Annotated in this window: 4 protein-coding genes; 1 reads left to right on the top strand and 3 read right to left on the bottom strand. The window is 65.2% G+C overall.

What is annotated here, in order from left to right; translation table 11 throughout:
* Nucleotides 1-10: 10 nt before the first annotated feature.
* From OPU69_RS04230 to OPU69_RS04220, 3 genes are all read right to left on the bottom strand, one after another.
* Nucleotides 11-16,687 (bottom strand): MBG domain-containing protein, encoded by a 16,677-nt coding sequence (locus tag OPU69_RS04230; RefSeq protein WP_498509454.1) that lies wholly within the window; start codon nt 16,685-16,687, stop codon nt 11-13.
* A 35-nt stretch (nt 16,688-16,722) separates the two neighbouring features.
* The gene (locus OPU69_RS04225) at nt 16,723-18,447 is read right to left on the bottom strand and encodes a ShlB/FhaC/HecB family hemolysin secretion/activation protein (RefSeq protein WP_498509453.1); all 1,725 of its coding nucleotides are present in this window, start codon (nt 18,445-18,447) and stop codon (nt 16,723-16,725) included.
* A 350-nt stretch (nt 18,448-18,797) separates the two neighbouring features.
* Complete coding sequence (locus tag OPU69_RS04220; RefSeq protein ID WP_060979461.1) at nt 18,798-19,505, bottom strand: class I SAM-dependent methyltransferase; 708 nt, start codon at nt 19,503-19,505, stop codon at nt 18,798-18,800.
* 167 nt (nt 19,506-19,672) lie between these two features.
* Between OPU69_RS04220 and OPU69_RS04215 the strand changes: the two genes are divergently transcribed.
* Nucleotides 19,673-20,467 carry an enoyl-CoA hydratase/isomerase family protein gene (locus OPU69_RS04215; RefSeq protein ID WP_498509452.1) on the top strand — a complete coding sequence of 265 codons (795 nt, stop codon included), beginning with the start codon at nt 19,673-19,675 and terminating at the stop codon, nt 20,465-20,467.
* Nucleotides 20,468-20,481 lie beyond the last annotated feature (14 nt).

Genomic DNA, 20,481 nt, shown 5'->3' with positions numbered 1-20,481 from the left:
CACACTTTCTTCACTGGGCAGGCTGCCATGTCCACAAGGGGGGCGCCGTGCCGTTGCACAGGCTGATATACTCGCAGCCGCCAGGCTGTCCATCGCCCAGCGGCATGCCGTTGCGATCGTCCTCGCCAGCGGGACGCAGCTCGGGCGAAAGCAGCATGGGCAGCGGCGCGGAAAGGCCCTGCAGCAGCTGCAATGGCGTGGTGCTGTCGGGCGAGACCGGCAGAGTCACGCTGCCCTGCGGCGGCATGGCGATGATCGGCGGCACGGCGACGCTGGCCGTCGGATCGGCCGGAGCAGGCGGGGCTGCTGCACTGCCCGGCGGGGTGCTGCTGCTCGGCGGGGTGCCGTTTCCACCGGCAATCGGCAGCGTCACCGGTGGAACGGTGACGATCACCGGCGGGGCGGTGCCCACGGGTGGGGTAGGCGCGCCACCAGTGCCCGGCGGATCCTGCGCAGGCGGTGCGACGGCGGGAAGCACCGTCATCACGCCGGGGCGATAGGTGATCTGGTAATTGCGCGCGGTGCCGCGCGAGGCGTTGATGATATACTGGCCCGGTGCCGCATTGGCGCCGCCCGATGCGCGCAGCACCAGCCCGGTCACCACCGATGCGCTATCGCCGTTGCGCAGCCCCGAATAGCTGACCGTCAGTATCGGCTCTCTGCCGCCCTGCGTCATGGTCTTGTTGTCGGCTGTGATCAGCAACTGGGCCTGGGCGATGGTCAGGCGGCCGGGGATATAGCTGAAATCATAGTTGAGGGCCGATCCGCCCGATGCGGTGATCGCATAGAGGCCGACATCCGACCCGATGGTCGCAGTTGTGCCGAAGGTCAGCCCGGTGACCACGCTGGCATTCTCGCCGTTGCGGAAGCCGCTGATGCTGGCGGTGAAGGTCGGGTTCGCAAGGCCGTATTCGCGGCGCGCATCGTTGACCCGCACCTGCAGCAGCGCCTTGGTGATGGTGAGCGCGCCGGGCACATAATCGAACCGGTAATTGGCTGCCGTCGCGCCCGATCCGGTAATCACATAGCTGCCGACATTGCTGCGCGCATTCGCTCCGGTCGTCAATCTGAGCCCGGTGACGCCCTGGTCGGTATCGCCATTGCGGAAGCCGGTGATGCTCGCCGTCAGCGCCGGATTGGGCGCGCCATAGGTCCTGGTCTTGTTATCGATGGCAACGGTGAGCGTGGCCGGATTGATGACGAGCGTGCCGGGAACATAGGCAAAGTCATAGTTGAGCGCGCTGCCACCCGAAGCCGTGATCGCATAGCTGCCCACGCCCGAGGCCTGGGTCGCGGGCGTGGCGAGCGCCAGCCCGCTGACGACGCTGGCCGTATCGCCGTTGCGCAAGCCGCTGATCGTGCTGGTCAGCGCCGGGTTGGCAAGACCATATTCGCGCGTCTTGCCATCGGCGGTTACGGTAAGCAGCGCCCGGGTGATCGTGAGCGTTCCCGGCACATAGGCAAAGTCATAGTTCGCCGCGCTGCCCCCCGATCCGGTGATCGCATAGGTGCCGACATTCGAGCCGATACCCGCATTGGTGCCATAGACGAGGCCGCTCACGACGCTGGCGGTGTCGCCATTGCGCAGGCCGCTGATGGTGCCGGTGAACACCGGGTTGGCGAGACCATATTCGCGCGAGGCATTATCGGCGGTCACCGTCAGCAGGGCGCGCGTGATCGTCAGCGTGCCGGGCACATAGGCAAAGTCGTAATTGGTGGCGGATGCGCCGGAACCGGTAATTGCATAGCTGCCGACCGACGAGCCGCTGGTCGCGCTGCTGCCATAGACGAGCCCGCTGATCACACTGGCGGTATCGCCATTGCGCAAGCCGCTAATGGTGCCGGTGAACACCGGGTTGGCCAGGCCATATTCGCGCGAGGCATTGTCGGCGGTCACCGTCAGGAGCGCCTTGGTGATCGTCAGCGTGCCTGGCGCATAGGTAAAGTCGTAATTGGTGGCAGATGCGCCGGAACCGGTAATGGCATAGCTGCCAGCATTGCTCGCGATCGTGGCGACCGACCCAAAGACCAGACCGCTGATCACGCTGGCGGTATCGCCGTTGCGGAAGCCCGTTACGCTGCCGGTAAAGGCGGGGTTCGCCAGCCCGTATTCGCGCGTGGCGTTATCCGCCGACACCGTGAGCAGCGCCTTGGTGATCGTTAGCGTGCCGGGGACATAGCTGAAATCATAGTTGGTCGCCGTCGCCCCCGATCCGGTGATGGCATAGGTGCCGACGTTGCTTGCTGCGGTGGCGACCGTGCCATAGGTCAGGCCGGAGATCACACTCTCGGTATCGCCATTGCGGAAGCCGGTGATGCTGCCAGTGAATGTCGGATTGGCGAGCCCGTATTCGCGCGTCGCGTTGTCCGCGGTCACCGTCAGCAGCGCCTTGGTGATCGTCAGCGTGCCCGGCACATAGCTGAAATCATAGTTCGCGGCACTGCCACCCGACGCAGTGATCGCATAGGTGCCAGCGTTACTCGCAGCATTGGCAATCGTACCATAAGTAAGGCCGCTGACGACGCTTGCGGTATCGCCCGCGCGAAGGCCGCTGATCGTGCCGGTGAACACCGGGTTGGCCAGACCATATTCACGCGTTGCATTATTGGCGGTCACGGTGAGCAAGGCTCGCGTGATAGTCAGCGTACCGGGCACATAGGCAAAGTCATAATTGGTGGCTGACGCACCCGAACCCGTGATCGCATAGCTGCCGATGCCCGAGTTCAGCACCGCGCTGCTGCCATAGGTCAGCCCCGAAATGACCGACGCATCATCGCCGTTGCGATAGCCGGTGATCGTGCCGGTAAATGCCGGATCGGCCAGCCCGTATTCGCGCGTGGCATTATCCGCGGTCACCGTCAGCAGCGCCTTGGTGATCGTCAGCGTGCCGGGAACATAGCTGAAATCATAGTTGGTCGCCGTCGCCCCCGATCCGGTGATGGCATAGGTGCCGACGTTGCTCGCGATCGTCGCGACCGAACCATAAGTGAGGCCGGAGATCACACTCTCGGTATCGCCATTGCGGAAGCCGGTGATGCTGCCAGTGAATGTCGGATTGGCGAGCCCGTATTCACGCGTCGCGTTGTCCGCGGTCACCGTCAGCAGCGCCTTGGTGATCGTCAGCGTGCCCGGCACATAGCTGAAGTCATAGTTCGCGGCACTGCCACCCGACGCGGTGATCGCATAGGTGCCAGCGTTGCTCGCTGCATTGGCAACCGAACCATAGGTCAGGCCGCTGACGACGCTCGCGGTATCGCCCGCGCGAAGGCCGCTGATCGTGCCGGTGAACACCGGGTTGGCCAGACCATATTCACGCGTTGCATTATTGGCGGTAACGGTGAGCAAGGCTCGCGTGATAGTCAGCGTACCGGGCACATAGGCAAAGTCATAATTGGTGGCTGACGCACCCGAACCCGTGATCGCATAGCTGCCGATGCCCGAGTTCAGCACCGCGCTGCTGGCATAGACCAGCCCCGAAATGACCGACGCATCATCGCCGTTGCGATAGCCGGTGATCGTGCCGGTGAATGCCGGATCGGCCAGCCCGTATTCGCGCGTGGCATTATCCGCGGTCACCGTCAGCAGCGCCTTGGTGATTGTCAGCGTGCCGGGAACATAGCTGAAATCATAGTTGGTCGCCGTCGCCCCCGATCCGGTGATGGCATAGGTGCCGACGTTGCTTGCTGCGGTGGCGACCGTGCCATAGGTCAGGCCGGAGATCACACTCTCGGTATCGCCATTGCGGAAGCCCGTGATGCTGCCAGTGAATGTCGGATTGGCGAGTCCATATTCGCGTGTCGCGTTGTCGGCGGTCACCGTGAGCAGCGCGCGCGTGATCGTCAGCGTACCGGGAACATAGCTGAAATCATAGTTCGCGGCACTGCCACCCGACGCAGTGATCGCATAGGTGCCAGCGTTACTCGCAGCATTGGCAATCGTACCATAGGTCAGTCCGCTGACGACGCTCGCGGTATCGCCCGCGCGAAGGCCGCTGATCGTGCCGGTAAAGACCGGGTTGGCGAGGCCGTACTCACGCGTCGCATTGTCGGCGGTCACCGTGAGCAGCGCGCGTGTGATCGTCAGCGTGCCGGGGACATAGCTGAAATCGTAGTTCGTGGCAGTGGCGCCCGAACCCGTGATCGCATAGCTGCCGATGCCCGAGTTCAGCACCGCGCTGCTGCCATAGGTCAGCCCCGAAATGACCGACGCATCATCGCCGTTGCGATAGCCGGTGATCGTGCCGGTAAATGCCGGATCGGCCAGCCCGTATTCGCGCGTGGCATTATCCGCGGTCACCGTCAGCAGCGCCTTGGTGATCGTCAGCGTGCCGGGAACATAGCTGAAATCATAGTTGATCGCCGTCGCCCCCGATCCGGTGATCGCATAGGTTCCGGCGTTGCTCGCGATCGTCGCGACCGAACCATAGGTCAGGCCGGAGATCACACTCTCGGTATCGCTATTGCGGAAGCCGGTGATGCTGCCAGTGAATGTCGGATTGGCGAGCCCGTATTCGCGCGTGGCGCTATCCGCCGTGACCGTGAGCAGCGCCTTGGTGATCGTCAGCGTTCCGGGAACGTAATCAAAGTCGTAATTGTCGGCAAAAGCCTCGAATGGCGTGATCGTATAGTTGCCGACATCCGAGAAAATATCGGCAATCGTGGAGAATTGCAGGCCGCTGACCACCGACTCGTCGTCGCCATTGACGAAGCCGGAGAAAGTCGCGGTGAAGATCGGATTGTCGAGGCCATATTCGCGGCTGGCATTGTTGGCGGTCACCGTGAGCAGCGCCTTGAGCGTGTTCAGCGTGCCATTGACGAAGTCAAAGCCGTAGCCGACCTCGGAAGCGAGCGTATTCGGGTCGAACCGGATTGCGTCGAACCCTGCCCCGCCGGAACCTTCATCGAACAGACGGGGCGCGCCGGAATAGGCATAGGCTTCGGCATCGCCATTGACCAGGCCGCTGACCTGGAAGGTATAAGTGGGCGCCGCCTGGCCATAGGTTCGGGTCTGATTGTCCGCCGTGAAGGTCAGGATCGGCTGGCGCGCAAAGATGAACAAGTTGCCGGCCTGCGTGACCGAATCGGCAGAGCTGCGATTGTACAGATTGTTCCCGATGAGGCCGCCGCGCGTGATCGCTTCATAGTCGTCGGAATAGACGCGGAAGCGACCGCCACCGGTCAGGCTGAAGGCACCCGGGCCGGCATTGTTCGTGAACAGCTTGCTGACAACGGTTATGGCGTCGCCCGCACCGCTCGCGGTGAGCACCGCGCCTGGCGATATCACGACCTCGTCGGCAAAACCGCCTAGGCCTTCCGGGGTGATCACGTTGATGATGCCGGCGGTGATGTTGCCAAGCGTGATCGGCCCGCGATCGAAATTCGTCTGCCCGGCCCCGTCGAACAGCCGGATATCGACCTGGCCGGTGCCCGCATCGACAAACCCGTCGGAGCCGAAGCTGATCTCGGCTGGCCCGGGATCGCGGAAGCTGTCGATGACGCCGGCGCCCGTTCCGACATTGGCGAGCAGAGAAAGCGCTCCATTATCGGTGACAATGCCGGCGTTGATCAGGATCGAGCGGCCTGCCTGGAAGGTCAGCGCGCCGCCATCACCCGAGGGATTGTCGACCAGGATCGCCGACGTCACGGTGATGTCGTTGTTCGCCTGAAGCGTGACGCCGGTGCCACCCGAAAGGATCGCGGCAAGCGCGCTGGCGCTGATCGTGACATCCGCTCCCGGATTGTCGCCGAAGCCGAGACCGGGGATCCCGCCCGAGCCCAGCGCGAAGAAATAGACCGCTCCGGCATTGCCCACACGGTTTTCGGGACCGTCGTCTCCGGGCGTGCCCACCACCAGCCGGCCGCCATCGAGAGCCAATGCGCTGCCGAATTGGTCGGCAACCCCGGTGGGGCCGAAGTTGATATCGGAAGGGCCGTTATAGCCGCGGCCGATGCGCGAGGTGAGCGAGGGGTCGTTGCCAAAGGTCGCGCCGGGCACGGCGAAGAGATAGGCCGCACCGACACCCGCCTGCTCGTTGCCGGCGCCGCGATCGCCCGGCGCGCCGACCGCCAGGATCTCGCCGCGCAGCGCCACCGCCGACCCGAAAAGATCGCCATTGTCCAGCACGGGCACCCCATTGGCCCCGGCATAGTCCACGCCCAGCGTGCGGGCGAGCGTCGGTGTCGCAAAGGCATTGTCGGCGAAGGTGAACAGATGCACCGCACCCGTGCTGGCGCTGCCGTTAAGGGCACCATCATCGCCGGTCGCGCCCACGGCCAGTCGCAACCCGTCGAGCGAGAGCGATGCGCCGAAGCGGTCCGCGCTGTCCAGTATCGTGAGGTCGAGGTCGTTGCTGCCCGTATAGCCGCGGCCGATGGTTCCTGCCAGCGACGCGCCGAACAGCGCCGGATCGGTAAAGGTGATCAAATAAACCGCACCGCTATCGGCCACCGAATTGCCAGCGCCATCGTCGCCCGGCGCCCCCACGGCCAGCTGGGTGCCCGACAGCGACACTGCACTGCCGAACCTGTCGTCAGCATCGAGGCTGACGCCCAGATTGTTGCCGCCGGCATAGCCCAGGCCGATCTGGCCGAGCAGGCTGCCGCTGTTGAAGTCGGTGTCGGTAAAGATGAACAGGTAGACGGCGCCGGCATTCGCGACACCGCGCGCCACGCCGCGATCGCCTGGCGCGCCGACCGCAAGCCGGGTTCCATCGAGCGATACCGCGCTGCCAAAGCCCGAGCCTGCGGTCATTTCGCTGACCGCGATATTCTTGCCCCCGCTATAGCCGCGCCCGACGATGCCCTGCAAAACCGGTGCCGCAAAATCGGCATTGGCAAAGGAGAAGAGATAGACCGCACCGGCATCGGGAACGTTGATGCTGTCGCCATCATCGCCAGGCGCACCGACCGCCAGCCGGTTGCCGTCGAGCGATACCGCGGCGCCGAAACCGTCCCCGAGCTCCAGCCCCGCGACCGCCGTGCCCAGGCCGCGCGTATAGCCGGAGCCGATCGTGCCGACCAGTTCCGCGCCGCCGAAATCGAGATCGGTGAAAGTGAAGAGATAGACCGCGCCGGAATCAGCGGCGCTGCCGGGATTGCCGAAGCCGTCGTCGCCGGGCGCGCCCACCACCAGTCGGCCGCTGTCGAGCGATACTGCCGAGCCGAAGAAATCGAACTCATCGAGCGCAACGTCGAAATCGAGATTGGTGCCGAAATTCGCCAGCCCCGTGCCCAGGATTTCGGAAACCGTACCGCCGCCGAAACTGCTGTCGGAAAAGCTCAGCAGATAGACCGCACCCGAATTGAGGGGGCTGGCGGCAGAACTGCTGAGTCGTGGCGCGCCGATGGCCAGTCGGTCGCCGTCCAGCGAGACCGAGAAGCCCAGAAGGCTTTCGGAACCCATACCGAACGGTGTCAGGGCCGTGTTGACATCCCCGGGTCCATCATAGCCGGCGCCGACGATGCCGCGCTGAATCCCACCGGAAAAGGCGAGATCGGCGAACGTGAACAGATAGACCGCACCCGAGCTGGTCAGGCTGTTGTCGCCGCCATCATCCCCGCGCGCACCGACCGCCAAGCGGGTCCCGTCGAGCGCGACCGACCAGCCGAACCGGTCGAAATCTTCGAGCGCGACGTCCAGATCGTTGCCCCCAGCGTCGAAGCCGAGCCCGACAATGGCTTGCAGCGTGCCGCCCTGGAACAGCGAATCGGCAAAGGTGAACAGATAGACCGCGCCGGTCTCGCGTTCGAGGGAGGGGGGATTGCCTGCGGCGTCGTCGCCATCGGCTCCCACCGCCAATCGGTTGCCGTCGAGCGAAACCGACGTGCCGAAGCGGTCATTGACCTGCAGATCGGCCACGGCGACGTTCTTGCCGCCGGAATAGCCCAGGCCGACAATGGCTTCGAGCGCTCCACCGGCAAACTGGGAATTGGAAAAGCTGAACAGATAGACGGCGCCGGCAGAACCGACGGTGTTCCCGGCGCCTGCATCATTGATTGCGCCGACGGCGAGACGGTTGCCGTCGAGAGAAACCGAGGTTCCGAAACCGTCTGCGCTCTCGATCTGCGTGACGAACAGATTCTTCCCGCCGACATATCCGTGGCCGATCACCGATTGCAGGGTCGCCCCCCCGAACAGGAAATCGGTGAACGTGAAAAGATAGACCGCACCCGAATTGCTCAGATCATCGATCGATCCGTCATCGCCTGCCGCTCCGATCGCCAGCCGAACCCCGTCCAGCGCCACGCTTGCGCCAAAGCCGTCACCTGCCCCCAGCTGGGCGAACGACGGCGCGGCGGGACCCGTCAGATCCAGCCCCACCGCAGCGCGATAATCGGCGCCGATCGTGCCGGTCAGGCGGCCGGTGGTGAACAGGGAATCGCTGAACTGGAAGAACTGGACTGCGCCGCTGTTCGGCTGGCTGTTGCCGGGGCCATCGTCCCCCGGCGAACCGACCGCGAGGCTGTTGCCGAAAAGCGAGACGGCGGCGCCGAAACTGTCGTCCTGTTCCACGGGCACCGAGATCAGCTGCGCCCCGTTGTTCGTGCCGACATAACCATTGCCGATGATCGACCGCTGGACAGGGCTGACCAGCTGCGCGTTGCCAAAGCCGTAAAGATAGACAGCCCCGGCGCCGAACTGGAAGATATTGCCCGCGCCCTGATCGCCCGGTGCACCGATTGCCAGCCGCCCGGCATTCAGCGACACAGCACTGCCGAACAGGTCGCCATTGTCGAGCGATCCGGGATCGCCGTCATTCGCCCCGGTATAGCCGCGACCGATGACTCCGGCCTGCGCGACGCCGCTGGCCTGGCTGTCGGTAAAGGTGAAGGTGTAGACCGCACCGATGGCGCTCAGGCTGCCGCCGATATTGCCCGCGCCCGCATCGCGCGGTGCGCCGACGGCGAGCTGCCGCGCCACGGTATCCACCGACAGCGCAGCCCCGAAATTGTCGCCGGGGTCGAGCGCACCGAGGTTCAGGCTGTTGAGCCCGGCATAGCCCGAGCCGATGGTGCCGATGACGCCGCCTGCACCGACGAACGGGCTGTGCAGCAGCAGATAGACCGCGCCCGAATCGCCCACGGCGTTGCCCAGGCCATCGTCGAACGGTGCCCCGACCAGCAGGTTGGCGAGCGATATGGCGACGGCAGAGCCGAACCTGTCCCCGGCCTCGAGCGCGATATCGAGATCGTTGACGCCGGCATATCCGTTGCCGACCGTGCTGAAAGACGAGAGGTTTTCGAAGGCCCCGGACTGGAAGGCGAAGGTATAGACGGCGCCGCCATCGGCGACGTCGTTCTGCCCGCCATCGTCGCCCGGCGCCCCCACGGCAAGGAACGAGCCGAACAGCGAGACCGACGCGCCGAAATTGTCGCCTGCCTGCAGACCTGCCACCGACAGGTTCTTGCCGCCGGTATAGCCCGACCCGATCACCCCTTCGAGCACCGGTGCCGTCAGGTTCAGGCCCGGCGCGTTCGAGAAGCTGATCAGATAGACCGCACCCGCGCCGGCGGTGAGGCCGGACGCGCCATTGTCGAAGGGCGAACCGATGGCGAGCAGCTGGCCGTCCAGCGAGACGGCGTGGCCGATATTCTCGGACTGGCTGCGGTTGATGCCCTGTGCGGTAAGCGAAAGGGTCTGGCCGGAGGCATAGGCCCCGCCCATGACACCCGACAGTTCAAGATTGTCGAAAGCCGGGCCGGCAAAGCTGAACAGATAGGCAGCCCCGGTCGACGGACCGATGCCGTTGCCGCTGTCGCCCGCCGCTCCGACGATCAGCCGGGTGGTATCGAGCGCGATCGCCGAACCAAAGCGGGTGCCGTCATACAGGCCGACGACCGGCAGCGCGGTGGAGCCGATATAGCCCGAGCCGATCACGGCCTCCAGCGTGGGGCTTTCCAGCGTGGCACCGACAAAGGCAAACAGGAAGGCCGCACCGCGATCGAGGCCGCCGCCGGAAAAACCGCTGTCGCCCGGCGCGCCCACGGCCAGCCGGTTGTTCAGCAGGGAAACCGAGGCGCCAAAGCCGTTGGCGCCGTCAAGCTCGCCCACCGAAAAGTCGCTCGGCACGCCGGTATAGCCGCTGCCGAGCGTGCCGAGCAGCGTCGGTGATCCGAAATTGGTGTCGGCAAAGTTCAGCAGATAGACCGCGCCTGCATCGCCGAGCGCGTTGCTGAACCCGTCATCGCCCACAGCCCCGACGGCCAGGTTGAGACCGTCGAGCGACACCGAGCTGCCAAAGCGGTCGCCCGCCTCCAGATTGCCGATCGCCAGCAGGTCGGTGCCCGAATAGTCCGCGCCATAGACGCCGATCAGGCTGCCCGATTCGAAATAGTTGAACACCGGAACCGAGCCGCTGAAATCGATGGTGTTCGAGAATTTGAGCGCATAGACCGCGCCCGAATCGACAAAATTGTTCGACCCGCCATCATCGCCGGGAGCCCCGACAACGAGCTGATCGAAGCGCAGCGACACCGCGCTGCCGAACGCGTCGCCCGCCCCCAGGTTGAGCAGTCCGACATTCTTTCCGCCGCCATAATCGCGGCCGATCGTCGCCTCCAGCACCGGATTGTTCAGGCCGGAATCGAACCGGAAGAGATAGACCGCCCCCGCATCGGTCGACAGGTCGTCGGCGCCATCGTCTCCCGGTGCTCCGACCGCCAGCAGATCGGGATTGAACCCGCCGAGCGAGACGCTGCTGCCGAACCGATCGCCGTCCTGCAAGGCTGCGACGTCGAAATTGCCGCCGCCGGTATAGCCTTTGCCCAATATGCCCTTGAGCGTGGGCGTGGCAAAATCGGCACCGGCGAAGGTGAACAGATAGACCGCGCCGATATCGCTCCCCGTGCCCCCGGCCGAGCGGTCGCCGGGCGCGCCGATCGCAAGCAGATCGCCCGTCAGCGAGACCGCGCTGCCGAAGCGGTCGTTGGTGGACAGCTGTGGCACTGCAATGTTCTTGAGGCTGCCATAACCGCGACCAAAGGTCCCTTCGAACGAAAGACCGGCAAAATTGCTGCCGGTGAACGCGAACAGATAGACCGCGCCGAACCCGAAATCGCTGTTGTACGCGCCCATGTCGCCCGACGCGCCGACGACAAGCCGGTTCTGGTTGAGCGAGAGCGAATTGCCGAAACCGTCGCCAACTGCCAGCTGGCCCAGCGGCAGATCCAGATCGCCGCCATAGCCCCTGCCGATGGCGCCCGTCTGGGTATAGGTGCCGTTCGACAGCGAAAACAGATAGGCCTTGCCCGAACTCGGGACCGAATCGTTGGCTCCGCCATCGCCCGGCGCGCCGACGACCAGCAATCCTGCCGAGGCGGATACCGCCGTTCCGAACTGGTCGGAGCTGCCAAGAAACGAAACATCGGTATCACCGGGTTCGGCGAACCCCGATCCGATGATGCGGACCAGCTGGGGCAAATCGAAGGCCGAATTGGTGAAGGTGATGCCGTAGACCGCACCGGCATTCACCAGATTGTCGGCGGCCCCCCGATCCCCCGGCGCACCCACGAACAGGTTCAGGCCATCGAACGCCACGCTGGTGCCAAAGGCGTCGCCCGCCTGGAGCTGCGTGTCGGGCCGGTTGATGTCCAGGTCCTTGGCGCCAGCCGAATAGCCGAATCCGATCGTGCCTTCCAAGACGCCACTGTTGAACTGGGCGTCGGCGAAGGTGAACAGATAGACCGCGCCCGAGCCCGCAGCGGTATCATTCAGCGCGTCATCGCCCGGCGCCCCCACCGCAAGCCGCGTTCCGCTGAGCGCTACCGACCGGCCAAAGCCGTCGTCCGTTGCGAGTTGCGACAGATCGATGTCCCGGGTGCCGGTATAGCCCAGACCGATGGTCGCCTGCAGCGAGCCTCCGGAGAAAAGCGGGTCGGTGAAATTGAAGAGATAGACGGCGCCTGCGGAACTTGTCGAGCCCAGCGCGCCCGCATTGCCGGGCGCGCCGACCGCCAGTTGCAGCCCATCGAGCGAAACCGATGCGCCGAACTGTTCCAGGCCGTTGATCGGCACCGACAGGTTCTTGCCGCCGCTATAGCCCTGCCCGATAATCGCTTCGAGCACAGGCGCGCCGAACGCCTGATCGGCAAAGCTGAACAGATAGACCGCACCGGAGAAGATCAGGCTGTCAAACGCACCACCATCGCCAGGCGCCCCGACCGCAAGCCGGTTGCCGTCGAGCGACACGGCGAAACCGAATTCGTCCCCCGGCCTGAGCCCGGGAACAGACAGGGTGCTGAGCCCGGCATAGCCCGCCCCCAGCTTGTCGATCAGCCGGATATTGCCGAAACCGGTGTCGGCAAAGGTGAACAGATAGGCGGCACCCGATCCCGGTGCGCTGTTGTTCCTGCCCGCATTGTTCGATGCGCCGACCACCAGCCGGTCGCCGTCGAACGCGACCGCCGCGCCGAACTGCTCGCCCTTGGCCAGCTTGAGGTCGAAATCGCGCGGTGCGGCAAGATAGTCGGCACCGATGATCCCGGCCTGATTGATATCGGTAAAGCCGGACGAGGCCGTGAACAGATAGACCGCCCCGGCATCGTTCTGCGTGCCGTTGCGACCGTCATTGCCCACCGCGCCGACCACGAGCTGCAGACCGCGGAGCGCGACCGACTGACCGAAGAAATCCCCCGGAGCGCCATTGATGTCGAAATCGTTCAGGCCGGAATAGAATGTCCCCAGCCGCGCTTCCAGCGCGCCGCCGCTGAAATCGCCGGCCGCAAAGCTGTAGACATAGACCGCGCCCGAATCGAAGATGGGGGTGCCTCCCCCGTCGTCGTTCGGCGCGCCGATGGCCAGGCGCAGGCCATCGAGCGAGAGCGATGTGCCGAACCGGTCTCCGGCTTCGAGATCGAGCACGCTGATATCGTTGGGGCCGGCCGATCCGTAGGACTTGCCCAGCGTGGCCAGCCGCTGCGGGGTGGCGAGGAAGCTTGCATCGCCCAGATCGAAGATATGGACCGCACCGGCCTCGATGTCCGATGCGCCAAAGCCGTTGTCGCCCGGCGCCCCCACCGCAAGGATATTGCCCGACAGTGCGACTGCATTGCCGAACAGGGCCCCTTCACCATTGATCGGCCCGCCGGTAAAGCTTTCGAAGTTGAGAACGCGCCGCAGGACGCCATCCGAGAACGAGGCATCGGCAAAGGTGAAGAGATAGACCGCGCCAGCATTGCCCGTGCTGTTCGCGGTGCCGTCGTCGCCGATCGCCCCGACCGCCAGCCGCAATCCGTCGAGCGCGACAGACGAGCCGAAAAGATCGTCCGCATCCAGCTGCCCGACCGCGATGTTCCTGCCGCCGCTATAGCCCGATCCGATGATAGACTGCAGCACCGGCGCACCGAATTGCGCATCGCCGAAGGTGAAGAGATAGACGGCACCGGAATCGAGCCTGGTGTTGGTCGCGCCATCGTCGAACCGCGCACCGACCGCCAGCCGGTTGCCGTCCAGCGAGACCGCCGTGGCGAAATTGTCCTGCTCTTCCAGGCCGGTGTCCAGCAACGACAGACCGAAAAGCGATGTGTAGCCTGCCCCCAGAATGCCGACCTGCTCTGCGTCGGAGAACAGATCGTCGCCAAAGGTGAACAGATAGACCGCGCCAGAATCGGTCAGCAGGTTGGCGCGCCCGTCGTCATTCGACATGGCGATGGCGAGACGGCGTCCGTTCAGCGCGATATCGCTGATGGTATCACCGGGCTCCATCCCCAGGATCGACCGGTTCTGTCCCCCCAGGCTGTCATAATTGATGCCGATCCTGGCTTCGAGGACCGGTGTAGAGAAAAGCTGGTCTGCAAAGCTGAACAGATAGACCGCACCGGAATCGGCTACGGCGTCGCCGACACCGTCGTCCAGCCTTGCGAGAATGGCCAGCCGATTGCCGTCGAGCGACACCGCCTCGCCGAAATGATCGCGCCCGATACCATCGAGATTGGGAAGGTTGAAATCCTTGGGGCCGGTATAGCCCCCACCGATCCTGCCTTCCAGCACGGCACCGCCGAAACTCGCATCGGCGAAGCTGAACAGATAGACCGCGCCGCCGACAAGGCTGTTCCCCTGGCCGTCATCGCCATAGGCCCCGACGGCAAGCCGGTTGCCATCGAGCGATACGCCGCCGCCGAAAAGGTCTTCGGCATCCAGCGTGATCGATACGTCATTGGGCAGGCTGGCATAGCCCTGGCCGATAATCCCGGCGAGACTGGGGGTGGAAAAGACCTCGTCGGCGAAGGTGAACAGATACACCGCGCCGCCATCCAGCACGGCATTGCCCACGCCGTCGTCGAACATCGCCCCGACCGCCAGCCGGCTGCCGTCGAGCGATATCTTCTGCCCGAAAAGGTCTCCGGCCTCCAGATTGGCGACCGAGAAATTGGAACCGCCGCTATAGCCAGCGCCCAGCACGCTGCGCAGCTGCCCGCCGGTAAAGGCCGCATCGGCAAAGGTGAACAGATAGACCGCGCCCGCATCGCCGCTGCCATTGGCAACGCCATCGTCCCCGCGTGCCGAAACCGCCAGCCGGTTCCCATCGAGCGATACCGAATGACCGAAAATGTCATCCGCCTCCAGCGTGGCGACCGAGAGATTCTTGCCGCCGCTATAGCCCGATCCGATGACCGCACTGAGCACCGGCGCGGCGAATTTGGCATCGGCGAAGCTGAACAGATAGACCGCGCCAGCATTGGCAACGGCATTGCCGGCCCCATCGTCGCCGCGTACGCCAAGCGCCAGGCGGTTGCCATCGAGCGAAACCGACAGGTCCGCACCATCCCCCGCCTCCAGCCCCGGCGGCGGCACGACCGGCCCCGGAAAACTGCTGGCAAAGGCCTGCAGCACCAGCCCGTACTGGCTGGGCGCATTGCTGACGTCGGCGATGATGATGTTCTTGGGGTCAAGCAGCAGCGTGCCGCCGCGCTGGCCGTCGCGCGCGGTTTCCACCGTGCCGCGATAGACCAGCGTTTCCTTGCCCGATATCTCGATCTGCCCGCCAATGCCGCCGACCAGGCCGCCGCGCGCGATGGCATTGCCAAGGAACGTCGTCTTCTCGTCGGACCAGATGACGATCTCGCCCGCATTGCCGCGCATGCCGATGGCGGAAACGTCGATCGTCACCGCATCGGTCGCCACCAGCCTGAGCGCATTGGGCAGTTCGTCGGCGGCCAGATCCTTGCCGCCCTGGAACTCTCCGCCCAGCCGCACCCGGCCGCCGCGGATACCGCCCTGGGCATAGAATTGCGCCGAGAACAGGTCGAGCCTGGGCGCGCTGACATCGATAGCGCCGCCAAAGCCATGGCTGCCCGAGGCGCGGAACTTGCCCGAAGAGATGATCTGACTGTCCGAGACATAGCGGATCGTACCGCCGTGCAGCCCGCTCGCGTCGATGAACGCATCGCCGGTATCGATCCCGCGGCGCGTGGCCCTGATGTCGACATTGCCGCCCTTGCCGAGCGCGGCGTTGACCGTGATCCGTCCGGCCAGCGAGAATCCGCCGGCATCGAGCTGGATCTTGCCGCCCGCATCGGCTCCGCTCGCCGAAAGGATCGAGCCGAAGGACAGGAAATCGCTACCGGTAATATGCGCGGTGCCGCCCGTCTTGCTGCCGTCGAGGTTGATCGTGCCGTCGAGCAGCGTGCGCGCCGCGCTGATCGTCAGCGTGCCGCCAGTGCCGCTGGCCGCCATCGCGTGACCCGGTGCGCTGGTATCGCCGTTCAGCGATCCCACCCAGCCGATATTGCTCTGGTTGTCCTGGCTCTTGCTGCCCTTGCCCTTGCTGCTGCCCGTCGCGACAGCATTGGTCGCCGACGACAGGTCCATCGCGACATTCTTGCCGACCTGCACCTCGCCCGGCGCGGTAATCGCGACCCTGGCCGCGACCAGCGAGACCTTACCGTCCGCGCCGACCTGCATGTTCGCCGCCTGGGGCGTGCCGACGCGCACCGACTGGTTGACCAGATCGCGCGCCGCCGATGCCGTGATCAGCACCGATCCGCCGCGCGCATCGACCACGCCGTCGATGCCGACCAGCGCGCCCTTGTCATCGAGCCTGGTCACCGCATCGCCGACCTGGAAGCGGATCAGATTGTCGCCATGCAGGTCGAGCGTGAAAGCCTGCGCGCCGCCAAAGGCGATGCGGCCCATATGCGCGGTGATGATGCCGTCATTGGCCACCTGCGGCGCGACAAACGCGGCGATGCCCGCATCGCGCACGGTGATGCTGCCATGGTTGAGGATCTTCGCGCCCGCGCGCCCCGGCGTGCCGAAGCGCAGCGGACCGCCCGCCATGAACGCCTCGTTGCCGATATCGGCGCTGGTCGCGACAAGCCCTGCGACATCGACCCTGGCATCCTTGCCGAAGACGATGCCGTTGCCGTTGATGAGATACACCTGCCCATTGGCGGTGAGCTCGCCCAGGATCTGGCTGATCTCGGGCCCGGTGACGCGGTTCAGCGCGACCGAGCGCGCGTTGGGCTGGCGGAAATCGACGCCCTGGCCGAGGCCGATCGAGAAATTGTCCCAGTTGATGACCACCCGGTCGCTCGACTGGTCGATCCGCACCCGGTCGGTGCCCTGGCCATTGATTGTCGCCTGGCCGGCCACCACCTGGCCGCCGCTGGGATTGGCATAGGCGGCCTGCGCCGAGGCAATCGCAAGCCCCGCCGCGCCGGTCCGCAATGCGACGCGCCAACCCGGCATCGTCCGTGCCCCCTGGCCCCGTTTGCGATACAGGCTCATCGCGTCGCTCCGATCGAGAAGAAGATGCGCGGATCGCTGCTGCCATCGGGAGTGAAGCGCGACTTGCCGGGCCAGGCAGCATAGATTTCACCGAACAGGCCGTAGGGCAGCGCGATGCGCGATCCGCCACCGGCCGACCACAGTTCCGTCACGCGCAGCTCGGCGAAATCGAGCCGCCCGCTCTGACGCAATATGCCCGCATCGACGAACAGGAAGGGCTGGACGGTCACGCCGCCGACGCTCAGCCGATCGTTCACTTCCATCGCGACATTGATGCAATGGTCGCCGCCCGCCGCACCGTAATCATAGGCGCGGCCGAACTGGTCGCCGCCGAAATTGCACTCGCGCGAGGCCGAAGCGCCGCCATTCAGACCGATCTGCGCTTCGGCACTCACCCGCACGCGCGCCGTTCCATAGAGCGGCGCGGTCCACACCAGCGAGCCGTTGAGCGCGGTGAATTCGGGATCGCCCTGCGTCCGGCTGCGCAGCGGATTGAACCGCCCGGTGGCGCCCAGACCGTTGATCCCTTGCGACAATCCCAGCCGGAACAGCCCGACGCTGCCATCGGTGGCGGCCCAGTCATAGCTGCCGTAAAGCTCGTAGAAGCGGCTGCGATCGTCGATCAGCGTGACGCCGAAAATGCCGCTGTCCGAATTGATCGCGGTGCCTTCCAGCCCGACGATCAGGCTGGAATTGCGCGTTCGGCGAAGCGGATAGCTGAGCCCTGCGCGGATCACCTCTTCCTCGCCGCGGAACTGCAGGATCGACAGGAAACCGCGGACTGCGCGCGACCGGGCGCGCGAATAGCTGACCGTGCCCGTCAGCCCGTCATCGGTAATCGGCGCGCTATACTGGACGAAGCCCGAAACGAAGCCGTCGGTCGGCAGCGTCGCGCGGACATCGGCCACGAGCTGATCGCCCGGCACCAGCACCGAATTGGCGGTCGCCCCGGCGCGATAGCGGCGCTCGCCCAGATTGTCGCGAATGCGATTGTCGAACTGTGCTTCGACCTCGAGCGGATCGAGATTGACCACGACCAGCAGATTGGCCGCACCCGGCGTCGCCTCCGAAGGGCGCACGACGACCGACACGTCGAGCCCCCCCAGGTCGCCCGTGGTCAGGATCGCGCGTTCCAGATCGTCGACCATCACCGGCCCGCGCTTGATCAGCGGGGTGAAGCGGCGACGCACCATCTCGGTCAGCCGGGTCTTGCCGGCCAGTCCGGCGCTCGACTTGAGCTGGATTTCGAGCGCATCGACGCTGCCCTCGACCACCTGCAGCACGACGACCCCGTCCTTCACCTCCTGTTCGGGCACGATGGCGAAGGACAATGCAAAACCGGCGTCGGCATAGACGCGGGTGAGCAGGTCGGCGGCGCGATAGATGTCGGCGAGCGTCAGATCCTGGCCCAGGAACGGCTTGAGCGGCGCCTGCAGCCGATCCTCGTCAAGATAGTTGAAGCCGGTGATGCGGAATTTCGTGACGCGCACCTTTTGGGTATCGTCGACGCTGTTCGGGTCGGTGCGCGGGCGATCGATGGTGAAGGGGGTGCGTGGGGTCGAAAGCGGCACCTCGGCGGCGCGGTTCTCGCGCTCGAACGTTCCGGCGGGAGGGCGCACGGCGCCAGGCAGCGCCTGCGCTGCCAGCGGCGCGGGAAGCAGCAAGGCTGCCCCGAAAGCTGAAAGGCACGCACGGGCCATCACGGCCTGCCGACCGCGCATTCTGCCCCAAGTCCGCCACATCGCCATGCGGTTCAAATGTTCCACTACCCCGAAGGGATTGAGAGGGTGCGACCCCGCCTCGGAACGTCGGGAATCCGTGCGGGAACGACCGGTTAGCAGCACCCCGATCCGGCAATGTGCACCGGATCACAGACGGCTAAAACCGGACGATCGTCCAGCGCGAAATCCCGCAAGGATAAACCGCTTCATTATGAAATCAGCAAACCTCGCCCCTGGTTCGATGTTAAGCATTGGCACAGACAAAAGGCAAGTGGATGACGACTTAAGATCATGATTTCGAAGATGAGATGCCGATTAACCACGGTATCCGGGCGCCATCTGCCGCAGCGTCAGAGCGCCTGGGCAGCCGGATTGCGCAGCACCAGATTGTCCACGCTTTGCCCCTCGGCCCAATGGCCCGACCGGCGGAACTGCCCGATGCAATGGGGCTCCAGATAGATGACCGATACCGGCTGGGTCAGCGCGGTGAGCCTGTCGACCACCGGCGCCATCACGCTATCGTCGAAAGGATCGTAGAAGAAGCAGACCAGATCGAGATCGGCAGGCGGCTGGTAGCGCGCCGCATCCATGCACAGGAACTGCGTCGGCGCGGAGAGCGCGCCCTTGCCCGCCATGATGTCGCGGTTGCTGAGCGCGATATCGACCAGCTCGGGCGCGAATTCGACGCCGATCGCGCGGGCGAAGGGGAAGCGCGCCGCCTCGAGCACCGCGCGACCCTTGCCGCAGCCATAATCGATGAACGCGGTGCGCGCGAAATCCACCTTCAGGTCAGCGAACCAGGTCGGCATGTTGGCGCCGTTGCTCGCCTGATAGCGCCGGGCATGCGCCGCAAGCGCCGGATCGACGCTGAGCGTGTGCAGCTCGCGCATCGCGAAGGTATCGGTGCCCCATTGCTCGTCGAACGCCTGGAAGCTGCGGTCCCGCTGCCGCGCCTGGGGGGTCATGGCGCGGGCATGATAGACGATATTGTGCCCGATCAGCCGCACGATCTCACCGGCGGACCGGCCCCTCAGGCGCTGGGTGATCGAGGACAGCATTGCGGCAGGACACCTTTCTGGTTGACGTCGGATTGCCATTTTCGGCAGGCCATGGCGTCTAGCCCGGCGAGCAGAAGCTTGAAACCGGATTAACCATCGCAAGACCGCTGCGGCCCATTACGGGGCATCTGGCGGCAGGAGAGGACGCCATGAGAGGACAAGGGCCGATGAGCAACCCGATTGTGATCACCACCCAGGGCGCGGTCGAGACCGTGACGCTCAACCGTCCGCAAGCGCTCAATGCGATGGACGAGCCGATGATCATGGCGCTGCAGGACTATTTTCGGGGCCTGGTAGAGCGGCACGCAGTCCGTGTCGTCATCCTGCGCGCCGAGGGCCGGGCGTTCTGCGCCGGGCTCGACCTCAAGGGCTGGACGCAGCGCGAGGACGAAGGCGCGGTGCATGGCGGTTGGCGCACCCAGCGCGCGATCGCCACGGTGATGCAGCTGATGCGCGCCTGCCCGCAGCCGCTCATCGCCTGTGCGCAAGGGGCGGCGTGCGGCGGCGGCATGTCGCTGCTGCTTGCAAGCGACGTGCGCTATTGCACCCCCGATTTCCGCATGAACGCCGCCTATATCCGCATCGGACTTGGCGGTTGCGACATGGGGTCGAGCTATTTCCTGCCGCGGCTGGTGGGCAGCTCGCTCGCCGCCGAGATGATCCTGTCGGGCCGCTTCGTCGGGGCCGAGCGCGCGCTGGCGGCCGGGTTCGTCAGCGAGATTGCCGCGCCCGAGGACATGCTCGCCAGGGCCGAGGCGCTCGCCGCCGACATGCTGCTGGCGAGCCCGATGGGCCTCAGGCTCAGCAAGGATGCGCTGAACCGCAATATCGACGCGCCGGGCTTCGAAGCCGCGCTCGCGCTCGAGGACCGGCAGCAGATCCTGCTCAGCATGACCGAGGATTATGCCGAGGCGAGGCGGGCGTTCATGGAGAAGCGCGCACCGGAATATAAGGATCGGTGACGCCTCCAAAATCC

This window comes from Blastomonas sp. 34TW, assembly GCF_059803595.1.
The sequence above is the reverse complement of the archived record's forward strand: the minus strand, read 5'-3'. Positions and strand labels throughout refer to the sequence as shown.